At 72.2% G+C, this 22,363-nt stretch carries 13 protein-coding genes; all 13 read right to left on the bottom strand.

The genetic code is table 11. From position 1 onward, the window contains the following. Window positions 1–35: 35 nt before the first annotated feature. The 13 genes from ACIQMR_RS20095 to ACIQMR_RS20155 are packed head-to-tail and all read right to left on the bottom strand — an operon-like array spanning window position 36 to window position 22,344. A complete protein-coding gene (locus ACIQMR_RS20095; protein ID WP_401388733.1) occupies window positions 36–2,195 on the bottom strand; it encodes a hypothetical protein in 2,160 nt (719 codons plus the stop codon). After that, window positions 2,192–5,977, bottom strand: a complete 3,786-nt coding sequence (locus tag ACIQMR_RS20100; RefSeq protein WP_401388736.1) for a putative baseplate assembly protein — start codon at window positions 5,975–5,977, stop codon at window positions 2,192–2,194. The genes ACIQMR_RS20095 and ACIQMR_RS20100 overlap by 4 nt, the downstream gene beginning before the upstream one ends. Continuing rightward, window positions 5,974–9,141: a putative baseplate assembly protein gene (locus ACIQMR_RS20105; protein ID WP_401388739.1), complete on the bottom strand. Its 3,168-nt coding sequence runs from the start codon at window positions 9,139–9,141 to the stop codon at window positions 5,974–5,976. Before ACIQMR_RS20105 ends, ACIQMR_RS20100 begins: the two co-directional genes overlap by 4 nt. Window positions 9,142–9,149: 8 nt before the next feature. Beyond that, window positions 9,150–9,527: a GPW/gp25 family protein gene (locus ACIQMR_RS20110; RefSeq protein WP_401388742.1), complete on the bottom strand. Its 378-nt coding sequence runs from the start codon at window positions 9,525–9,527 to the stop codon at window positions 9,150–9,152. Continuing rightward, window positions 9,524–9,865, bottom strand: coding sequence for a hypothetical protein (locus ACIQMR_RS20115; protein ID WP_401388745.1), 342 nt, complete (start codon window positions 9,863–9,865; stop codon window positions 9,524–9,526). The genes ACIQMR_RS20110 and ACIQMR_RS20115 overlap by 4 nt, the downstream gene beginning before the upstream one ends. An 18-nt stretch (window positions 9,866–9,883) precedes the next feature. Further along, window positions 9,884–10,408 (bottom strand): phage baseplate assembly protein V, encoded by a 525-nt coding sequence (locus ACIQMR_RS20120; RefSeq protein ID WP_401388748.1) that lies wholly within the window; start codon window positions 10,406–10,408, stop codon window positions 9,884–9,886. A 51-nt stretch (window positions 10,409–10,459) separates the two neighbouring features. Then, entirely contained in the window at window positions 10,460–11,599 is a 1,140-nt protein-coding gene (locus ACIQMR_RS20125; RefSeq protein WP_266376921.1) for a hypothetical protein, read from the bottom strand. Beyond that, a complete protein-coding gene (locus ACIQMR_RS20130) occupies window positions 11,592–11,939 on the bottom strand; it encodes a hypothetical protein (protein WP_401388751.1) in 348 nt (115 codons plus the stop codon). The genes ACIQMR_RS20125 and ACIQMR_RS20130 overlap by 8 nt, the downstream gene beginning before the upstream one ends. Window positions 11,940–11,944: 5 nt before the next feature. After that, window positions 11,945–12,613: a hypothetical protein gene (locus ACIQMR_RS20135; RefSeq protein WP_266376925.1), complete on the bottom strand. Its 669-nt coding sequence runs from the start codon at window positions 12,611–12,613 to the stop codon at window positions 11,945–11,947. Continuing rightward, the gene (locus tag ACIQMR_RS20140; protein ID WP_401388754.1) at window positions 12,610–13,326 is read right to left on the bottom strand and encodes a hypothetical protein; all 717 of its coding nucleotides are present in this window, start codon (window positions 13,324–13,326) and stop codon (window positions 12,610–12,612) included. Before ACIQMR_RS20140 ends, ACIQMR_RS20135 begins: the two co-directional genes overlap by 4 nt. A gap of 32 nt (window positions 13,327–13,358) precedes the next feature. Continuing rightward, window positions 13,359–19,895: a DUF4157 domain-containing protein gene (locus tag ACIQMR_RS20145; RefSeq protein WP_401388757.1), complete on the bottom strand. Its 6,537-nt coding sequence runs from the start codon at window positions 19,893–19,895 to the stop codon at window positions 13,359–13,361. Next, window positions 19,892–20,176 (bottom strand): hypothetical protein, encoded by a 285-nt coding sequence (locus ACIQMR_RS20150; RefSeq protein ID WP_401388760.1) that lies wholly within the window; start codon window positions 20,174–20,176, stop codon window positions 19,892–19,894. Before ACIQMR_RS20150 ends, ACIQMR_RS20145 begins: the two co-directional genes overlap by 4 nt. Continuing rightward, complete coding sequence (locus ACIQMR_RS20155) at window positions 20,167–22,344, bottom strand: ATP-binding protein (protein WP_401388901.1); 2,178 nt, start codon at window positions 22,342–22,344, stop codon at window positions 20,167–20,169. The genes ACIQMR_RS20150 and ACIQMR_RS20155 overlap by 10 nt, the downstream gene beginning before the upstream one ends. Window positions 22,345–22,363 lie beyond the last annotated feature (19 nt).

Genomic DNA, 22,363 nt, shown 5'->3' on the forward strand with positions numbered 1-22,363 from the left:
AGATCGGGCAGGTCGGGCAGTCGGTGGGAGTGGTGTCAGGTGACGGGGAAGATCCCGGCATCGGCGCCCGCCGGGGAGTACTCCGCGAGCCGCGCCCGCAGACTGTCCAGGCGCTGCGGCTGGTACAGATCGTGGAAGGCGCCCATCTCGGAGGCGTCCTCGGCGCCCCGCCGGATCGCGTCGTGGCAGCCGTGCGCGAGCTGGCCGTACGCGGGAGTGCCGTACCGCTCGCCGGTGAACAGCGGGCGCACCAGCGGGTCGGTCTCACGGCCCGCCAGGTCCGGCTGGCAGCGGTGCCGGCGCGGAGTGCGCGAACCGGGCGGCACGTACGAGAACCGCAGACAGCCGATGCCACGCCGGGCCACCCGCAACTGCCCGGTGAAGACGGTGTTCTCGGCGATCTGCACCGCATGGGTGTGGACCTCGCCGATGACGGTGGTGCGGTGCGCGTGCAGCACGGCGTGCGCGTGGCGGCAGTCCGGGGCCGACAGCGCCGCCCGGTCGTGGCCGGTGGCGTCCAGGACGCTGTCGCGGATGTGGATGTCCAGCGGGTCGTCGCCCACCTCGTCGCCGATCACCTCGATCGTGCCGAGGATGCTCCGTTCGATCTGGACGCACGCGGTGGTCCGCTCCAGCACCAGACTCGGTTCCTCGGGGGAGTGGGGATCGCACTCCGGCTCCAGTGACCAGCCCGGTACGAGCGTGCAGTGCCGCAGCACGACCGCGCCCACGGGGCCCGTCACGTTGAGGCCGCGCCCGGCGACCAGCAGTCCGTCCAGCACGATCCGCGGCGCGTCGTCCGAACACTCCTGCGGGGCGCGGATGTTGAGCGCGTCGGGCCGGTTGCTGTACCAGTCGAGCAGCCTGACCACGGGCCTGGTGCCCTCGGCCGCACGCACCTGGAGCCGGTCGCCGGGATCCAGGTCGAAGTCCAGCTGCTCCTGGTAGGCGCCGCTGTGCGTGATCTCGATGATGCCGTCCGGGCCGCAGCGCCCGGCCCTTCGGTCGCCCCGCCAGTCCCCGTACGCGTCCATGATCCGCTGGTAGGTCTGGCCGGGGCCGACCCGGTAGACCTTCGCGGACGCCGGCGTCTCACGGTCGCGCGGGTACTCGCCGCCGCCCATGTCGTCCGCGAACGCGTAGTGGTACGTGACCCATACGCCCTGCCGCGGTGCCGAACGCGACCCGAAGGCGATCCGGCCGAGCACCGGATCGACCGCGACCTGCCCCCGCTTGGGGCGGTAGCGCCAGTCCGTCAGGTCCGCCACCACGATGTCCGACATCGGCACCGGTTCGTCCTGGCCGTCGCGCCAGATGGTGAACGACCTGCCGGGGCCGTAGTGGTCCGCGAGCCGGTCGGCGAGCTGCCGGCGGCGGATGTACGCGGGCACGTTGTCGATCGTGGCGACATGCGTGGCGGACGGTTCGGGCACCGGCCTGGTCACCAGCGGGCCGTCGTTGCCGAGGATGGAGAAGGTGTAGAGGCTGCGGGCCCGGTCGATGCAGTACGCGGGCGCCCGGGTCACCCGGTACGGCTTCAGCCGCCAGACGAACAGCCCGACACCGGCGGGGGTGTGGCCGCCCTGCGTACGGGCGGAGCCGGCCCGCCGCACATCCACCGACCGGGCGATCGCCCCGAACGGCCCGCCCGCCAGATCCAGCGCCGCCCCTTCGCGTACGTCGGCGAGGCGGCCGCGCTCCAGCCGCCGCGCGTTGACGGCCGCCGTGCCCGAACCGTACAGCCCGACCGGCTGGTTCGCGGCCATGAGCCGGGAGAACTCCACGGCCCGCGACGGCCAGCCGGCGACCGACTCCGCCAGTTCCTCCAGCAGCGCGAGGGTTCCCTTGCGCCTGCGGCCGGCGACGGTCGCGGCGACGTCGCGACGCGGCGCGAGCGCCTCGGCGAGCCGGCCGCGGGAGTCGCCGCCGGCCCCGGCCACGAGACCTCCGGCCGGGACCCGCTCGTAGCCGGGCAACGGCGTGTAGCCGACCAGATCGCCGAGATAGGGCAGCACCCACGGCGCCGCGGTCTCCACGAACAGGTCCTCGTAGCTCTGCTCGACACCGTCCCGTACCCGGTCGGCCTGTTCGGCGATCACGGCGAGCAGCGCCCGCAGTGGCTCCCCTCCCTCGGCGTCGCGCAGCCGGTGCCACTGCGGAAGGAGCTCCGCGAGCCCGTCCGGTTCCCTGCTCATGAGACGACCTCCGTCAGCATCAGTGTGTCCGCGACCTGCGGCGACAGCAGGGCGAGCTGCGCGGGCCGGATCCCGCGGAACACGCACACCGCCCGGCCCCCGGCCAGCCGCCTGGTGTCCGTGATGTCGGCGTTCAGCCGCAGCAGTTCGGCCAGGGAGACGCCGTACCGGGTGGCGACCTCCGTGAGCGTCTCCCCGCCGTCGGCGGTGACGCGGTGCACCACCTCGTCGTACTCCGCGAGCCTCGCCGGGACCGTGTCGGTTCGTGCCGCCTCCGGCGCGCCGAAGCGGCTCAGCTCCTCCGGCGTGACCGACGCCGGAACGCCGGTGAACACGTCCACGTCCACGTAGTCCACGCCCGGTACCGAATGCGCCGTCGCCAGCACCTCCGACAGCCGGGCCGGAGCCCCCAGCTCCCTGCGTCCTGCGCCGAACCGCCGCAGCAGTGCCTGCCGCAGCCGGGGTTCGACGACCGTCCAGGTGTGGTCGGGGGCCACCTTCACCCGCGCCGAGAGCAGCAACAGAACCAACTCCCGTACGTCCACCCGCACCGGAAGCCGCGCGTCGCCGTACTCGGCGAGCGAGGAGCGCAGCGCACGCAGCACCTCCGAACCGGCCCCGATCGCGATGTCGTCCACACCGGCGACCGTCACGTGCAGCACCCGCCGGCGCCCGTCGAACACCTCGCGGGCCGAGGCCCGCCCGATGCCCGCCCGGGAGCGGGCGAAGTCCTCGTAGTCCTTGACCGACACCAGCCTGTCGAGCGCGGAGACCGCGAGCGGAATGGTGCGCCTGGTCAGCCCGGGGCCGTCGGCGTCCGCACCGCCCGTGGCCGGCTGCGGATTGGTGACCGCGGTGACGCCCAGCGGCCGGGTGACCGCCTGGGTGATGCGGTCCGCCGCGACATTGGCGGCCCGCCCGGTGCCGAAGCGGTACCGTGCCCGGACGTTCTCGTGCCCGGTGGGCAGCCGGGCACCGTGCACCCCGTCCCCGAACGTCACCGTCGTACGCCCGTCCCCGGCGGTCCCCGACACGTACACGCGCTCGCCGGGACCACGCCCGGCCAGGCTGTCCACCTCGTGCCACAGCAGCCCGTCGACACGGATCTCCAGTGTCGGCGTCGCCCCCAGCGGATTGGCCGCGGGCAGCCAGGTCAGCGGGGACTGCCACAGCGTGAACACCTGGTTGGTCCGCGCCGAGTCGCCACTGCCGATCGCCTCGTCGCGGCTCTCACCGTGCGTGGCCGGGACGACATTGCCCTGGACGCGGACGGAGTCACGGCGGTAGCGGTAGGCGAGGTCCGCGGTCAGCGTCAGCTTCGTATGGACGTGGTCGCCCGGCAGCAGCGGGTCGATCCGCTGTTCCACCGCGGCGATCACGGCCAGTTCGGTGCCGCGGACGCCCGCCGTGTTCGGCACGTCGGTGCGCTCGCCCGACACGATCAGATGGCGTCCGGGCCGCAACCCGTCGTACAACTCGGCCAGTTCGAGCTCATTGCCGTGCACGTCCTCGCCGAGCGGCTCGCCTGCCGGACGCAGCGGCTCGCCGCCCGCGTGCACGGTGGCGTCCCGGATCGTGGAGAGCAGCACATCGTGCTCGTCGAGCCACGGGTCGGCGAGCGTGAGCTCGCTACCGCGGCCCGTGATGCCGAAGTCGGTGTAGGCGGCGGTGCGTACGGCGGTCACCCGGGTGGTGACGAAGGCGAGCTTCGGGTCGCCGGGGACGCCGCCCTCCGCGCCCTTGCGCGGGCGTTCGATCGCGACCCAGCTGCCGACGGCGATCCCCTCGTGCACGGAATCGAGCGGCAGGACGTGCAGGTCGGCCTGCTCCGGGACGGTCGCGATGCCGACCTCGACGTTCGGCGGCTCACCGGCGGGCGCGTACCGCACAGTCACCTCGAAGCCGCCGTGCGTGACCTGACGGTGCTCACCCGGAGCCAGCAGCCAGTTGAGCGGTTCGCCGTTGTGCACGGCCACATGGACCCGTCCGTCCTCGGCGGGCCGGGACACGAAGACGGTCCGCTCGGGCAGCCCGGACGTGAACCGGGCCGTCACTCCCGGCTCCTGGGAGTCGGAAGGGCGCCTCGTCAGCCAGCTCAGATCGTGGTCCTGGCCCACCCGGGTCTGCAGCACCACCTGACCGGGACCCAGCCGGAGGGTCTTCTCCGCGGGCAGGTTCTCCGACAGCTGTACCGACGCACCGGTCTCCACATGCTGGAACTCGGCACGCACCGGCAGCCGGCCCGCCGTGTCGTACACCACCCGCATCGTGGTCAGCGCCGAACCGCCGAGCGGCCAGTCCGTCTGCCGGATCACCCGTCCGCGCTCGTCCTGGACCGCCTTGAGCGGGGCCGTCGCCCCGAACGGCGCGGCCGTCACCCGAAGCGCCTGCAGCTCACGCAGCAACGGCGGTACGGCAGGAGCCGCATGGCGCCACGCCGCGTACATCCCGTCCGCGACCCTCGGGTCGAGCGCCGACAGCAGCTGTGCGCCCAGGTCGGAGCCGGGTGCGAACAGGCCTTCCGCGAGGCGCGCCGGATTCCGCGACGGCGGCTTCACCACCCGGCTGCGCAGCGCGGGCAGTACGGCACCGAGGGCCCGCAGCGCCGCGGAGCCACCGGTACCGGCACCGGGGGCGTGCGGTGCCGGCCGGGAGGGTTCCAGGTCGGCGGCCCGCTCGCGCAGTTCACCGACCACCGCCTCCAACTGCTCGAACCAGGCGGCGACCTCCTCGTACGCGGCGGCGACCGCCTGCGCCTCGGCGAGCCGCTCGTGGGGATCGGCGAGCAGGCGCGCGAACTCCCCGGCGCTCCCGATGCCGTCCAGATCCGCCCGCAGCGGCGCCAGCACCTGGACGTCGAAATCCTCGATGATCATGCTGACGGGGCGGGGATTGGGGTTGGCGGGAGTGGCCGGTCCGTCCTCGGTCTCCGGAGCGTCCTCGGTGATCCACCGGCGCAGCTCGGCGATCAGCTCGGTCAATGACGGCGGCGCGGACTGCGGCAGTCCGATCACCGTCACCTCATCGTCCCGGTCGATCCGGACCCGCGCCACCGGCAGCAACAGCCGCTGCCCCGGTGCCTCCTGGCCACCGGACGTCTCCCGGCCGCCCGGTGCCTCGCCGCCGAAGACGAACAGCAGCTTGTCCCCGGTCCGCAGCGACGTGTCGGTACCGGACACGAATATCTCCGGGCGTCCGCGCAGATCGTCCGCGGTGAGCAGACCCGGGCGGCGCCTGCGTACGGCCAGTTCGTTCCAGGCCCAGCGGGCCGTGAGGTCCTCGCTGGTCTCGAACGTCTGTGACTCCTCGCCGGCGGAGGCGGGCACGCTGTTGCCGCGCGCGCCACGCGGAATCAGCACCGGTGTGTCCTCCGCCCGCGGATCACGGTCCAGCGTGTACGCGAGATGGGTGTCCGCCGCGATGCCTGGCCGCGGCCGGTGTCCCACGAGCCGCCCCAGGAGCGCCAGTGAACGGTACTCGTCCGCGGTGCGCAGATACGCCTCGTCCGCGATCCGCTCGGAGTGGAACGTCAGCAGGTCCCCCACGACGGCCCAGGCGTCCAGCAGCCCGATCGACGGATCGTCGGGCGTGCGGACGGTGAGACCGCGCAGCGCCGGGTAGGCGGGCGAGGCGAGCCGGTCGAGCATGGCCGCCAGGAACGAGCCGTACTCACCGACCCGGTACTCCAGGGCGGTACGGCCCGGCGGATTGAAAGGGGCACGCGGCGCTCGGCGCTCGTCGTGACCGCCGCAGCCGCAACCGCAGTCGCGGGAGCCGCTCATCGGACACCTCCACCGAGCTCGATCGACAGCCGGCCCAGTTCGGGCCGGTCGGGGTCGTTGTCGCAACGCGCGATCTCCAGCGGACCGAGCCGCAGCACGCCTGCCTCCAGTGCACCGTCGTCCATGTCGTTCGTGTCTTCGGCGGGGGAGCCGTGGAACAGCCGGGCCAGCCGGATCACCCGCACGCTCTCCACGCCCTGCACGGCCGCGGCCACGGCCACCAGCCGGCTCAGCCGCACCGGCTCGCCGAACGTCAGCGCGTCCGGGTGGAAGAAGCCGAGCCGCCCGCCGGGCAGCCGGCGGCTGCCGAGTACCCGGTACAGCTCGGCGAGGATCTGCCCGTGCTGGTGGCCGGGCGCCGCGCACACCGCGAGCGCGATGTCCAGCGGCACGTTCCGGGCCGGGCCGACCACCAGTTCGTGGCCGATCCTGCGGTAGCTCTCCAGGCCGTACGCCACCGAGTCGAGCAACTCGGGCGACGGATCGGCGGTCCCCAGCGCATCGACGGCGACGTGCGCCTCCTGCACGCTGCCCGTCCAGCGGATCTCCGCGGCTGCCCGCTGCACCCCCGGCAGTCGCGCCGCCAGCGCCGCGTAGTCCTCCGCGGTGACGGCCCGCAGCCGGGAACGCCTCAGATCCAGTGGGGCCAACTGGCGCACCTGCTCCAGGGGTTCGGGTTCGGTGCCGCCGACGGCCGGAAGTGGATTGCGTACCCCCGCCACCGGCATCGGGTCGCCCGCGTCGGACTCCGAGGGATCACGGAGCAGCACCAGATGGTTGATGGCCTCCGCGCCGACATTGCCCGCGACGCCACCGCCGAGCCGGTGGTGCAGCTCCAGCCGGGCCCCGGGCCGCGGCCGCGCGCCGTGCCGTCCGTCCCCGAAGCGCAGCGCGATCCGCCCGTCGTCCTCCAGCTCACCGACGAAGTGCCGATCGCGCGGACCGCTCTGAAGCAGATCCCGCCTCGGCAGCCACGATCCTCCGCCGTCGTCCGTGATCGTCACCGCGGGCAGCGCGGCACGCGGATCCTGGACGAGCGCCGTGGCGGGACCCCGCAGCACCGGCTCGTCCGGATGCAGCCCGGCCGCGTACGCCGGCCCCCAGCTGTGCGCGATCTCCCAGGCGACGGAACCGTCGAGCACCGCGCCCGCGCGCGCCCTGGCCGTCAGCACGTGCAGACGCCGCACCTTCGCCGCGAGCAGCCGCTCACCTCGGTGCAGCAGCTCCCGCAGCGCCCGCACCGGATGCCGGCGCAGCTCCAGACGCTCCAGCACCCGCAGCCCGAACAGCACGGTCAGCTCCGCGATCTCCGGCTCGTCGAGCCCGTCGCGGTCACGGGCACTGCGCCACAGCGCGACCAGACGCCCCCTGACCCGGCCCGGAATCGCGGCCAGCCGGCCGGCCTGACCCGCCGAGACATGACGCGGTTCGGGGAACGGCACGGACTGGGTCACGGGGGAGCGCTCCAGCACCGGCCGCAAACGTGGCGCGAGGCCCGGATACACGACCTGTGCGAGGAGGGTGCGAAGCGCCTCCGCCTGGCCGTACGCGGTGCCGGGTACCACTTTCTCGCGCCGCCGGCCCGCCAGTTCCAGACCCAGACCGGCGCGGGTGGTGGCGCCCTCGCCGACGACGGTGAACAGCTCCCGTATCTGATCCGCGGTCAGCAGACGGCCGCAACGCGTCTGGTCCAGCCGGGCGTCGATGAGCGCGGCCGTGGCATAGCCCGCGTCACTGTCCCAGCACCCGAAGCCGGACGGATCGCACGATCCCGCGACGGCGGGCGCACCAGGCACGGTCACCGTCTCCGGCGCCGCGCCGCCGAAGGCCAGGGAGCGGCCGTGGTCGACGAGGACGACGTTCCCCCGCGCCACGCTCACATCCTCGACGGGCTCGCAGCCCGGGCCACCGCGTGTCGAGAGACAGACGGGGAACGTGAGCGCGTCCTCCTGCGCCCAGGTGACCTCCAGCACCGGCCGGCCGGCCAGCCGGTCCACGACCGGGGTGACGGAGGTGAGGCGCACCGCCTGCCGGTGCGCCGGATCGGCGTCGCCGGGAGTGCCGGACCGCGGCCCCCGTACCTCCTCGATGAGCAGCAGGTCGCCCGGCGCCACGTCCAGCGCCCGCACCGAGCACTCCTCGTCCGCCCACTCGTCCCGCAGGGTGGCGGAGGTCGCGCCCCTGGGCAGCGAGCACAGCTCGTCGCCCCAGGTCCAGAAGCGGACGGTGTTGTGCGCGGGCCGCAGCACCAGCGGCTCGGCCGCCACCACCGGCTCGAACACCTCCACCGAGCCGCGCTCGTCCAGCACGGCGAGATCCCGGTCGTCGACGACGGTGCCGATCTCCGGCCGGTCACGCGGCCTCAGGGAGCGCACGTCGACGGCGGCGAAGCGGAACGTGCCGGGCGGCAGCGTCAGTTCGCGTACGGCCTCGACCGCGACGAAGGCGCGGGCGTTGACCCCGTCGTGCATCGCGTAGTCGATGAGCCGTACATGGCGCCGCACGGACACCCGCCTGCGGGCCGTGTCGAGGTACGCCTCCGTGGCCACCGCGTCCTGCTGGTAGCTGATCCGGTCGGCGGTGTGGGCGAGGATCTCGACCAGGGTCGTGCCGAGGTCGGCGGCGTTGCGCTCGACCCAGCCCGGCGTCGTCAGCGCCAGCCGGTCCAGGATCAGGGCCCGGATCGAGTCGTAGTCGCGCGCCGTGTAGTCGACGACCGGCGCCGGCGGTCCGGCGGCGGGGACGTCCGGCTGGTCGTCCACGCAGTCGAACGGGCTCGGACAGTCGGGCAGGAAGGCGAACTCGGCCGAGTGGTACCGCTGGTCGAAACCGGGGAAGGGCTCCGTGCCGGGCCGTCCGTACGGATCCGTGTCCACGATCGAGAGCCGGTAGCCGGAGGTGTCCCCAGTCCGGTCGAGCGTGACGAACAACCGGTCGTCGAGCTCGGGGTCCTCCTCGCGCTCCACGGACACCTCGACGGCTTCGACGCCGGTGATCCGGCGGCCCCCGTCGATGCGGACGTTCTCCGGGCAGAGACCCTCCGGGGCCTTCCCGAGAAAGGTGACCGTCAGGGTCAGCCCGTCGTCACCGGCCTCGACGGCGTCCACGCCGCCGAGCCGAGCGGCGCGTACCTTCGCGCGCCTGCCGTCGGTTCGGCAGATCATCCGTTCCCTCACGCCGGCCCGCTCCCCTCGAAGACCTCGTCGCGCCGGCTCCCGGTGGAGCGCACCACGTACCGCAGATACACCCGGACCACGTTCTCCTCGCTCACCACGTCCAGCGCTTCCACCTCGATCAGCTCGCCCAGCCAGCGCTGCAGCGCGGCCTGCACCGACAGCTCCAGCGCGGACGCCAGCTCCGGGCTGTTGGGTGTGAAGACCAGATCCAGCAGCCCACAGCCGAAGTCCGGCCGCATCACCCGCTCACCCGGGCTGGTGAACAGCAACTGCTCGATCAGATCGCGCACATGCTCGTCGTCCGCCGCGTGCGCGGTGCGGCCGCGGCCGTCGACGCGGAACGGGAAGGCGACGTCCGTACGTACGGTCCTCATCGCGACGCGGCCTCCCCCGCGGCCGAAGTGACGACCGGCGGGCCCTGCGGCACCAGGCCGGCGCTGAAGCACAGCGCGGACGTACGGTCGAGCAGCACCGGAGCGCCGTCGACGAGCACACCGCCGCGGTCCGGCGTCCAGCGCACCGTCGCGCAGGGGTGCGGCACCCCGTCGACCAGGTGCCGGCAGCCGACGACCGTGTAGAGCGCGGTGGCGGTGGCCACCGGGTGGCCGTCGATCCGGACCCCGGACGACGGGGCGGAGGCGGCGGGCGCGACCCGGCCACCGTGCGGACAGCTGATCGGCGTGACGCCGTTCACGAGATTCCCCGACAACACGTAACTCCCCGTTCTCCGCTAGCGCTTCCCGGGCACGATCAGCCGGCCCTCGTTGATGCTGACCTCGTCGCCGATCAGCACGATCGACGCCCCCTTGCCGTTGCCGATGGTCACGCCCTTCTCGTCGATCCGGATGTACGCGCCGCCCCGGGCCTCCAGGAGAATCCCCGTACCGCCCGGCACATCCGACATCACCAGCTTGTGGTCGCCGGGCGTCTGAATGACGACCGGCTGCGACGCGGGGACTTCGGCACTCACCCGCGGCGGCAGTTCGGACGCGTCGCCGTACCAACTCCCCGTCCAGACGGGGAAGCTGGGATCCCCCTGCTCGAACTCGATCCACACGCCGGCCCCGGCCTCCGGGACGGCGTAGTGGCCCGCCCGGCGCCCGGTGAAGGGCAGACACGGCAGCGCCCACGTGGACGCCTCGTCACCCAGCACGTCCGGCACCTGGGCCGTGATGCGGCCCAGCCGGAGCGGATCCCTGTTGTCGATCACCCGGCCCCGGAACTTGCCGAGGAAGCGGTTGTTCGGTGCCGCCATACGAAGTTCTCCTGGTCTACGGGCTTTACGGCCGTACGGCTCTCTGCCGCCCTACGGACGCACCGTCCCGCTGCGGGCGATGAGGCCCTCGCGGGACAGCGTGAAGTTCTGCTGGTACGAGCCGGGGCGGAGGTTGTGCGTGACCGACTTGACGTAGTAGTCGCCGTCGTACGTGACGCCGGAGCCGCGCACCCCCACCAGCTCGCGCGGCCGCAGCACATAGCCGTACCGGGTGACATCGAGCGAACCGGACCCGGAGATCGCGTCCGCGGAGGTCGCCGCCCGGGCCAGCGCCTCGGCCTCGGCCTGTCCGAGCTCCTTCTTCGCCGTACCGGACAGCGTCCTGCGCTTGAGCGCCGGCGACGCCCTGCGTCCGAGCGGCGGCCGCAGCGGACTGATGTCGGGCTGGGCCAGCAGCCGCACGTCGCGGGTCCGCGGGTCCTGCACGCGCGCCTGCGGCTCCTCCCTGGCCGTGCCGTCGTAGGCGAAGGTCAGCTGATCGACGGTGGAGTTGCTGTCCATGTTGACGTTGAGCGCGTGCTGACGGCGGCCCAGCCGCTGCTCGGGGCCCCAGAAGGCGGTGGAACGGCCGGGCACCGGGCCGGGGTCGAGATAGAAGGTGTATCCGTTCGCCCTGGCCAGATCGTTGAGGTACTGCAGATCGGTGCCGGTCTGGTAGTCGACGCGCAGCTGCTCGCGGGGCGGTTGCTGCACCTGCTCACGGATGATGCGGGTGTCGATGCCGTAGTCGGCGTACTTGGCGAGGATCCGCTCCACCCGCTGCGAGGGCGCGAGATTGGGGTAGCGGTCGGTCCGCTCCTCCAGGTCCATGAGCAGGGTGAGGTCCTCACCGGTGACGGTGAGCGTGGTCTGCCCCGGCTGGTTGCTGGCCCCCACCTCCTGACGGACGATCAGCCCGTCCAGGACCACCGTCGGAATGCCCCTCACCGAGGTCGTGACGATCACCCTGGTCTTGGGATCGAAGAAGCCCTCCGGCAGCAGCCGCCGCGCGATCAGCCCCTTCTTGGTGAGATCGAACGCGAGCTGGAACCCGCTGCGCTCCCCGGCGGTGCTGGTGATCTGCGCCGACAGCAGCGCCTCCGTCACCTCGGCCGGAACCGGCCGGGTCAGCTTCGGCCCCATGTGCAGGGTGAGATGGACCGGCCCGTTGCCGATCGGCTCGTCAGCCATGGAAGCCGCCCGGCAGCGGAATCCGGATCTCCCGCCCCGGCTCCGCGGTCAGCTCACCGGGGTCGAGCACGGGATTGGCGTCCGCGATCTGCCACCACTGAGCGGGGTCGCCGACGTACCGCTGCCCGAGGTGATCGGGCCGCTCGCCGCTGCTGACGGTGTGCGGGACGGTGTCGTCGGTGTCCGGCAGCGGCGGCAGCAGCCTCCGCCTGGTGTACCGGACCTCGGTGCCGTCCGGCCGTGTGTGCACCCCGATCTCGGCGTCGTGGTACCGGCTTGTCCGCGGATACGGATGCGAGCCCGGTATCGCGTCCAACGCGTTCTCGTACGGTTCGATCATCTTCCTCACACCCCCCGTGCCAGCCCGAGCTCGGCAAGCCGCCCGCCACGCGCGGCCGCGGCCAGCCGCTCCTTCTGCGCCAGATGCGCCAGATACAGGTCCGCGCCCCGGTGCCCGGCCGGCAGATCGCTCACGGTGAGCACCTTCATCCCGATGCCCAGCGAAGCCCGGATCGGGTTCAGCTGCACGTCGAACGCCGACTCGTTGACCGACAGCTCCGTGAGCCGCACCGGCATGACGCGCTTGCTCCCCCAGGTGAACAGGGTGAGCGGCGTCTCGATGGGACTGATCTCGATCGTGCCCTTCTTACTGAGGCGGGTGGCCTCCCTGAGCTGTGCGGTGGTCGGCTGCACGAGCATCTCCAGCACGGCGAGCTGCGGATGGATCCCGTCGGGTGCGGCGACCTCGAACTGATCGGTCGCGTCGATCTCGGCGGTGAACTTCCACGTCTCCTCCGCGGGCCCCTTCAGCCGCAACGCCTCGTTCCGGTCCCCGCTCCCACTGCCCCCTCCGCCGGCATCACCGCTCCCTCCGGCGGACTGTGGCGCGACGGAGCGCTCCAGGGTGTCGGGATTGAACTGGAGGACGATGATGCGCTGGGGGGTGCCGCGCTCGGGGTCGACGATGACGATGCCGGAGCGGATGGGCTTGGGTATGTCTGCGTAGCGGGTCACAGGCGGGCCTCCAGTCGCCGGGCGAGCGGTGAGTAGTCCCACGCGGGGAAGAGGTCGGGGAAGACGTCCAGCATGGTCGTCAGCTGTTCGCGCACATCGTCGAAGTCGGGCCCGTCGAGGGACACCTCATCGGTGAACAGGTACTGCCAGCCGAAGGTGCCCTTCGTCAGGGCCAGCTGCCGCACGTACTCGACGTAGGTGAGATCGAGGCGCACATACTGCCTGTCCCAGCCCTCCGCCCTGTTCAGGTCCATGTCGTAGTACCAGATCTCCAGGGGCTGGACATGAGGCTGCATACGAATGGCCGCGAGTTGCCCCGTGGCGGCGACAGGAGTGTCGTCGATGACGCGCCACTGGGCGAAGAGCTCCCGCTCCTCATCACTCGATCCCGACCAGGCCAGTTCCGGGGGGCTCTTGAGCACCGCCGTGAACAGATCCGTGATGCGGAACTCACCGTGGAGTTCCGGCGTGTCCGAAGGCGAATCGGTGCGCCAGCGGTTGGCGATCTCCGAGATCCGGGGACTGCTCCGGCAGAGGTCGCCGTCGAAGACGACACCCTGCAGGTCCGGGAGATAGGTGAAGAGGGCCGGCGGCTGCTCGAACGTCTCACCCAGATCACCCGTCGCCGACCGGTCCACCGCGATGCGTGGACAGTCCAAGATCTCCTGCTGTGTTCGCAGGAGTTGCTCCTCGACGTCTGTAGGGTTGCGCATTTCGCTGTAGGTCTCCGCTCGGCTCGTGAGGGTCAGTACTCAAGGTGATTCTCTTGTTCCGCGACTCCCAGGGAGATCATTCCGGCGGCGAAGCCGGAGATCCTGCTCCTGCGCTTCTCCGGCAGGTCGTGCAGCCGCTGAGCGAGCTCCACGGTGTTCTGGGGCGGGGCGGCGGCAGGCTGTCCATCGCCTTCCTGCGTGCGGGCGGCGATGATGGCGTCGGCGAATGAAGGGGTGATGTTGAGCATTCTCACGAGACGGCGTTGCGAGTCGCGATTCACGAAGACCTTGCTGCTTTGCCCCCGTGGCTGCGGCGGCTTCTCCAGCGGACCCACGGGGAAGGTGAGAGGACCGCGACCGACCGGCACCTTTTCGCTCCACTTCTTCGTTGCGCGGTCGTAGTCGTACGTGCCCCACTTGGCGGAAATGGATTGCGGGAATCCCTTCACCGGGCCGGTGTGGTAGGTGAGGTTGATCTGATACCAGACCATCCGCATACCGTCGTCCCTGGTCGGGTCGTGCCTCACCATCTCCCGCTCCGGGAAGACTTCGATTCCATGCTTGAACGTGGGGTTGTTGATGGTGTTCCGGGCCGGCACGAGGTTCGACCCGCGAGCTGGTCCGCCGAGCTTCTCGGTGAGCAGATGCATACGCACCCAGCGGGTGCTGGCGTTCGTGTTCAGGTCGTACTTGTTGATGTGGCGGAACCCGATGGGCTCTTGAAGCTGTGCCTTGTTCGACTTCTCGCCCTTGGCCTTCGCGTACTCCTTGTTGAGATTCTCGGCCTTGAAGTTCCGCGCGAGTTGATTGTCCGCGAAGGCGGGCACCCGGGGAGCAGGGAGATCCGGGTCCGGTTGGTTGTCGAGATAGTCGGTCTGCTTGACGTAGTTGGTCTCGTCGTCGGCCTCCGTGTAGCCGGGGGTCACCGGACTGCTCGGATTGAGCTGGGCCACCACTTCGAAGTGAGGGTGACCGGTCTTCTCCAGCCTGGTGAGCCGGTACCAACGTTGCATCGCCCGCAGCATCCTCAGGTGCACAGCGGGTGAGAGGCCCTTCGCCAGGCGCCTGCGCAGAAGAGGGCGGATGCGCGAGACGGCCTTGTCCAGACGGTCCTCCTTGGACTTCCTGGACTTCTCTTCCCTCTTGCTGGTGTCCTGCTTGCGCTTGCTGTGATCCGCACGCCGCTTCTTGTCGTCGCGCATCCGGTCGCGCTTCTTCCTGAAGAAGTCACGCATCTTCCTGCCACTGTTCTTGAGCGCCTGGCCCACCTTGCTCTTGCGGAGCTTCCTGCCCAGCGCCTTGCCGGCGTTGCGGACCTTCTTCAGAGCCGCTTTGACCTTGCCCTTGATCTTCTGGAGTGCCCTGCCCAGCGCGGACTTCGGCTTGCGCGGCTTCTGACGCTTGGGGGCCTCGGTCTCCTTCTTCTTCTTGGGAGCCGCCGTGTCGGGCGACTTGTCCTTGCGGGCGTCGGGCTTCTGGTCCGCGGCCCTGTCGGGCCTGGTGCCGGGCTGCCGGTCCGGCCGTGACTCCGGCCGTGACTCCGGCCGCTGCTGCTCCCGCTGGGCCTCGCTCTCCTCGCGCCTGCGGTCCCGTTCCCTGTCCGGCGTACGGCTCGTCGGCCGGTCGCGCACCGTGTCCTTCGGAACCCGGTTCGCGCCCGGGCCACGGTCCGTCGACGCCGAGCGGTTCTTGGGGACGCGCGGTCCCTTCGGGCGGGCCGGGGCCGTGGGGCGGGCCAGGGCCTCCTGGGCGCTGCGCACCGCGCCCCGGGCCCTGTTGACCGCGTCGCCCGCGGCCTGCTTCGCGCCCTTGCCCGTCTTCTTCAGGCCCCGCATGATCTTCTCGGCCATGGCCTTGAGGCGTTTGCCCACGCCCTTCGTCGCGCCCGCGAGGCGGATCATCAGGAAGTTGGCGATGAAGTCCAGCAGCGCCACGATCCCCGCCGCCACCGCCTCCGCGAACAGGCACGCCGCCGGGCCCGCCTTGACCGCCTTCAGATACGCCCAGAACTTGCCGAACGCCGTCAGGATCGAGCTGAGGCTCTGCCAGGCCGCCATCAGGCCCTGCACGATCGTGAGGATCGCGCCCGCCGCCGGCACCAGCATCGAGACGACCTTCTCGATCACGATCGAGGCGATCATCATCGGCAGCGACGCGACGATCGCGTCCCAGGTCATCTTCCCGATCTGCTTGACCGAGACGCAGCCCTTCACCAGCACGTCGATCACGGCCTTGCCCAGTCCGAGGATGCCCTCGACCTTCGTGTCGAACCACCGCTTGACGCCGGTCTTGATCGCGCCCCACAAGTGGTCCTGGACACCGGACTTCGCCGAGCTGCCCGCCTTGCCCAGCCAGCCGCCCGGGTCCGGCGCGATGTCCGCGACGAGGGCCGCGAACTTGCCCAGCGCCTCGATCGCCGCCTGGGCGAACTTGATCGCGCCGAGAATCACCGCCTGGTAGACCTTGATGACGGCCTTGATGCCCGCTTCGAGCACGTCCAGCAGCGCGTTCAGCCCGGCCGCCAAGGCGTCCAGCAGGGCGTTGACCGCCTTCTTCAGGCCGTCCGCCAGGGCGTTGACCGCCGAGATCGCCTTGTCCCGCAGGCCCTCGATGGCCTTGCGGAACCTGTCCCGCAGCTCAGGGAACGCCGCGAGCAGCACGTCGCCGATCGCGATCAGCGCGTCCGCCAGCACGTTGATCGCCTTGACGGCGAGGTCACGTACGAAGTCGATGGCCTTGTCGGCCCAGTCCTTGAACGTGTCGATGATGCCGTTGACCGCCGCACGCGCGGCGTCGAAGACCTTGGTGACCGCGTCGAGGATGGCGTTGAAGGCGCTCTTCACCTTGTCGGCGACCCAGCCGAAGAAGCCTCCCGAGGGCTTCTCCTCCTCCTTCTTCCGCTCGGCTTCCTTCTCCGCCTTCTCGCGCTCCGAGTCGATCTGCCGGTTGTCCTTGTCCTTCCGGTCGTTGACCTCCTTGTCCTTGTCGTCGCGCGCCTTGACGATCTCCTTGTTCTTGTCGGTGTGCTCCTTCTCGGACTTCTTGTCCGCGTCCTCGATCTTCTTGTCCTGCTCACCGCGCCAGTTCTCGCGCTCGCGCCGGGCGTCGTCGGCCGCACGGCCACGCTCGGCCGTCTGCTTCTGCGCGTTCTGGGTGACCTCGCGGTCGATCTCGGTCTGCTTCTCCTGCTTGGCCTGTTGCTCGCCCTGCCGTTGCTCCTTCTCCTCGGTCACCAGGTCGCCCTGTGCCCGGCCCGCGGCTCCCTTGATCTCGCTGCCGCGCTCCTGCTTGGCGACCGCTCCGACGCCGGGCCGGGGCGCGGCCCCGGCCCTCGGTTCGCCTCCGCCGCCCCGCCGACGACCGCCCGTGGCCCTGCCGACCAGCTGTTCCTGAGGAGCGTCGGGGAAGATCTGGTCCTCGCCCATCGGCTTGGCCGCGTCCTCACGGCCCCTGCCCTGGATGTCGGACTGCTTGTCCTTGAGCGCCTTGGCCTGGTCGTCCGTACGCTTCGGGTCGCTCTCACCCTCGAGCCTGATCTTGGGGGCGGGGCCGACCGTCTTGTTCCGCAGCTCCGGGTCGACGGTGGGGACGGCGTCGGCCGCGGCGTCGACGTTCTTCGCCTCCGCCTCGCTCAGCTTGTCCGCCACCGGCGCCGGCGGCGGTGGCGTGTTGTCGGTGGGCTTGGCGCCCTGCGCCTTCTCGCTGCCCTTGGCCTTCTGCTTCGCGACCTGTTCCTCGGGCCCGAGCTTCTCGACCCGGCCCGTCACCTGGGCGGCGGGGGCGGCCGCCTCTGGCGGACCCGACCGGGTGCGGGGCGCGCCCGAAGGCCGCTCCCGCTTCGGCGGGTTGGCGTCGAGCCGCTGCTGCTCCTCGCCGACCTTCTTGTCCGCGGCGGCGTCCACACCGGGCATCGCGGCCAGTGCCTGGTCCGGAGCCAGCTTGGCGACCGTGCCGACGGCGGCCTTCGGGTCCTGGGCCGAGACGTCCGGCGGCTCCTGCTGCTTCTCCTCGGGAGCGGCGCCGCCACCCCCGCCTCCGCAGCTGCCGCCCGGCTCCTCCTTCTCCGCCGCGGGCTCCGGCGGGGCGCAACCGGCGCCGTCCTTCTCCAGCGACGCCTCCGGAGCGGCCTGTGCACCCTCCGGCGCGGGAGCGCCCAGCTTGCCGGGACTGGCGGCCTGTTCCGCCGCCGGGCTCACCGCGGCCTGCGCCGCCGGTGGTGCCCCGCCGGGGCCGGTCGCCGCGCTCGGCCCTGCCGTCCCGCTGCCACCGACCGTCCCGCTGGGTGCGGCTCCCGGTCCGCTCTCCTTCGGGATCCGGCTCTTGGGCGCGGACGCCTCGTGATCGCCCTTCGCGGAGTCCGCGACGCGGCGCGCGGCGGGGGAGGGCCTGCGGTCCTCGACGGAGGACCGCGAGGTGTGCGCGCCCGCCGGTGGTACGAGGGACGCGCCGGGACCGGACCTCGCGGGTCCGGACGGCGCGAGCGACGGCTTGTCCGGGGCGGCGCCCCGCGGCTGCCCCGACGACTCCTCCTTCGCCGCCTGCCCGTCGCGCTCCTCGCGTTCCTGCTGCTGTTCCGCGGCCCCCTTCGCGTCCGGCTCCTCCTGGCCGTCGCCGCCGTCGGTGCCCCTGTCGTCCGAGTCGCCCTCGGCGGACGCCCGCTCCTGCCGCTGCTCGGGATCCTGCTTCTCCGCCTCGGGTTCAGGATCCTGCCTGTCCTCGGTCTCCGGATCGGGGCCGACCTCCTGCTGCACCGGCTTCTCCGGCTGGAGATCCCTCTCGCCGCGGTCCCCGGCCTCGGCCGCCGGGCCACCCTCCGGCTGCGGAGCCTCGCCCTCCACCGGGCCCATCTCCGCGCCCGGCGGCTTGGCCTCGGCCTCGGGTGCGTCCTCGTCCTCTTCCTCCTCGGCGTCGTTCTCCCGCTGCTCCAGGATCTGTTCGGCCTTCGTCGGCGGGGGAGCGGGGAACGTGGGCAGCGACGCCTGGGGGTTGTCCGCGGTCGGCACCGCCGAGACGTCGAGGTCGGTGGCCGGCAGATGGTCCTCCGGCTTCAGCTCGGGCTCGCGACCGTGGGCGCCACCCGCCGCGCCGCGGTCCTCCGTACCGCTGATCTCCCTGTCCGCGCCCGCTTCGAGACCGAGCGGCTTCTCCGCCTCGTCCGGCTCGGCCTCGTCCTCGTCCTTCTCGTGCAGGCCGTGCTCGGACAGGGCGCTGTCCGCCTGTTCGGCCCGCTCGTCGACCTTCTCCGGGCGCACGGGGCCCGGTTGCCCCTTCGCCTTCGGATCGAGGTTCTCCTGCCTGGACCCGTCGGCCGGCTTCTTCGCCTCGTCCTTGCGTGTGCGCTTGTCCGCGCCGGGGGCGTTCGCCTGCTCGGGGTCGCGCTCCTCCCGGTCGCGCTGTTCCTTGCGCTCCTCCTTGGCCTGCTCCGAGCCGTCGGCCTGGCTCCGGGCGCGCTCGTCCGCAGCCTCGTCGACCCGTTGGCGGTCCTGGTCCTGCTTCTCCTCTTCCTGCCGCTGCTCCTGCGCGGCCTGTTGCCGGGAGCGGGCGCGATCGTCCTCCTGTTCCGTGCGACGGGCGGCCTCCTCCTGCTCCGCCGCGGCGTCCGACCGCGCCCTGCTCCGGTCGCCGCCGCGCTTCTCGTCACGCGCCCTGGCGTCCTGCCGCTCCTCGCGGGCGTCCTCGTCCCGCTTGTCCCGCGAGCCCCGGTCGGCCTCCTCCGCGCGCTGCCAACGGGCGCGCTCCACGCCCAGCTCGGCGAAGAGGTCGGTCTCCGGCCCCGGCACCTCGGCCGGCTGGATCTCCGGCGGACCGGTTTCCGCCCGCTCGACCAGGTCGAGCAGCCGGTCGTACTCGGGCGTGAGCAGCCGCGGCTCCAGCCGGTCCAGGACCGAGTCCTGCAACTGCGGGGAGAGCCTGGACAGTTCCAGTCGCACCCGGCCCGACAGGTCCGCCGGGTCGCCGCGCAGCGACCGCAGCACGCCGTTCGCGAGACGGTCCACCAGCGTGGCCGGGTCCAGCTGCTCCATCCGGGTCCGGTCGGCGTCGACCGTGGCGTACCGCAGCCAGCCGGGCGTCGCCTGGTCCGGCTCCACCTCCGGGGCCTGTTCCCCGTCCCGTACGAGAGCCCGCGCGGCCGACTCCGCCGCGCGCTCCATCGCCTGCTGCGGCAGACTCACCGCCCCCAGGTCACGGCCCGCGCGCAGCGCGCCCAGACCGTCCGGGTTCTGCACCGTGTGCAGCAGTTCGTGCGCGAGCAGCCGCTGCCCGTCCGCCGTTCCCGGCCGGTACGCGCCCTCGCGGAAGAAGATGTCCTGGCCGACCGCGACCGCGTCCGCGCCCAGCATCTCGGTGAGCGCGCCCGCGTCCCGGTCGGTGTGCAGCCGCACCCGGCTGAAGTCGTGCCCGAGCTGCTCCTCCAGCTCGCGCCGTACGCTGAGATCGAGCGGCTGACCGGCGCCGCTGACGATGTTCTTCGGCTCCGGGGTGCGGGACCCGGCCGGCTCCTTGCGCTTGCGGCGCCGCTCGGCCTGCGCCGCCCGGGCGTCCTGGGCCGAAGCGTGGGACGTACTCATCGCGGCTCACCCCGTCCCGAGAGTCCCGCGTGGACCGCGCGCGCCAGCGCCTCGCCCAGCCGGCGCGGTGAGGCCGTCGCGGGCAGCGGCGGCAGCCCCGCCAGCCCGTCCAGTGCCCGGCCGCCGTCCGTGGCCAGCGGCACGCCCCGCTCCCGGACGAGCCGGGCCAGTTCGGCCTGGAAGGCGGCCGACACCCGGTCCGGGTCCAGCCGCTCGAAGCCGTCCAGCACCAGCTCGCCGATGTCGACGCGTACCGTGCGAGGAACCTCGTTCAGACCCATCCGTGGACCTCCGAGGGCGTCAAGGAGCGGTCCAGCTTGAGGTATTCGGTGCGCGCCGCCTCCAGCATGTGCCGCATCTGGAGCCGGTCGCCCTCCTCAGCGGCGAGGAAGGCGCCGGACAGCGCGATGTTGCGGATCGAGCCGCCCGCCACGGTCAGCCGCGCGAGCAGTTCCGGGTCTATGCCCTTCATCGGCGCACGCGTGGGCAGCACACGCCGCCAGATCTCGGCGCGCTCGCTCTCCCCGGGGAAGGGGAAGTCCACGACGAAGCGGATACGGCGCATGAACGCCGTGTCCAGTGCCTGCTTCATGTTGGACGTGAGGATCGCGAGGCCCCGGTACGCCTCCATGCGCATCAGCAGATAGCTGACCTCGAGGTTCGCGTACCGGTCATGGCTGTCCTTGACCTCGCTGCGCTTGCCGAACAGCGCGTCCGCCTCGTCGAACAGCAGCAGCGCGCCGCCGCGTTCGGCGGCGTCGAAGACCTTGCGGAGGTTCTTCTCCGTCTCGCCGATGTACTTGCTGACCACCTGGGACAGGTCGATGACGAACAGATCGAGCCCCAGCTCCCGCGCCATCACCTCGGCGGCGAGCGTCTTCCCGGTGCCGGAGCCGCCGGCGAAGAGCGCGGTGACGCCGAGGCCGCGGCGCAGTGTCGCCGCGAATCCCCACTCCTGGTAGACGGTGGACCGCTGCCGGACATGCGCGACGATCTCCCGCAGGATCTTCAACTGCCGCTCCGCGAGCACCAGATCGCCCCAGGACGCCTGCGGCTCGATCCGCCGGCCCAGCTCGTCCATGCCCATGCGGGCCTCGGTGAGCCCCGCCTTCCAGGCCAGTCCGGTGGCGTCCAGCTCGTTCTCGTCCGGCAGGTCCCGTACGACGGTCGCGCCGGCGGAGCGGATGAGATGCGGCGGGAGCGAGAACTGCGCGACGAGGTCGCGGAGGTCCGCGTCGGACACCTCGGGCACGTCCTCGAAGGCGTCCGCCCACACCCCCAGCTGCTCGTCGGTGTCGAGGGCCGGTACGGTGACCCGCTCGCCTCGCTGCCGCGCGGTCTGCCGCGGATCGGGACTCGACACGACGAGAGGGACGGCGGCGCTCTCCAGGAACGCGTCGGTGGCGGCGGCCTGGTCGCGCTCCAGATCCCCGACCTCCACCAGGAGCGCCGCGGGCAGCAGGATCGCCTCGCGTTGCCAGAGCCGGGCCAGACGGTCCCGTTCGGCGGGGTCGGTGGGGACGTCGTCGGCGGCCATCGAGTACAGACCGAGACCGGAACGGCGGGCGGCCGCGGCGGCGATGTCGGCGCGGGACCGCAGATCGCCGCCGACCAGCTCGACCCGGAGGGGGGCGCGCCGCCCGGCCCCCGCCCACCCGGCGGCGACCCGGCTCGCGGCAAGGTCGTACGAGGAGGGGAGGGTGTCCGGCAGGCTCGTGCGGCGGAGCAGCCCGTGCAGCCGGGCGTCCAGGTACGGCGAGCCGACCAGGAAGTGCAGGATCCGCTCGTCGAGGCGGAGCCGCGAGGCGGTCAGCCGGGTCTCGTCGTCCAGCTCGACAAGTCGCCAGCGACGCAGTGGGGCGACTGGCGTCAGGGCACTCCAGTGCGCCTCGCCGAGTGCGGCGAGGGCGAGCGAGAAGGTCGGATACGTCCGCTCCGGGTCGCCGCTCGCGGCGGCGCACCGGCTGCCGGTGGTGGGGTCGAGCTCCGCGGCGGCGGCAAGGAGAACGACGTCACGCTCGAAGGGCGTGAGCCCGAAGCACGTGACGAGCGCGTCGAGAGTGGCCGGCCGGTCGGGGACGGCGAGCCCGCCGGCGTGCGCGTCTGTCTCCGTCGCCGACCGGCCCGGTCCGGACGTGGTTCCGGCGTCACCGGACGGGACGAGGGGCCGGCCCGCACCGGCGGTGTCGTCGTGCCGTGCCGTCGCGCGTGCGGCGGAATCCTGTTGCTCGCCGGCGTGCGGGCGGGTGAGGTGTCCCGGGTCCTGGGTGCCGGGCGCGGCGGTACCGGAGCGTGTGTCGCCCGCCGCCGTGCTGCCCGGCCGTCGCCGTGCCCGGGCCGCGTGCGCGTCGACGCGGGCGAGGACCGAGCGGATCGCCGTCGTCAGCGCGCGGCCGTCCGCGCCGGCGCTCGTTCCCGTGCCCCGGCCCGTCTCCTCGTACGCGCTCATGTCCTCACCCACCCCCGTG

The sequence above is a fragment of the Streptomyces sp. NPDC091376 genome (assembly GCF_044757085.1).
Lineage (GTDB): Bacteria > Actinomycetota > Actinomycetes > Streptomycetales > Streptomycetaceae > Streptomyces > Streptomyces pratisoli.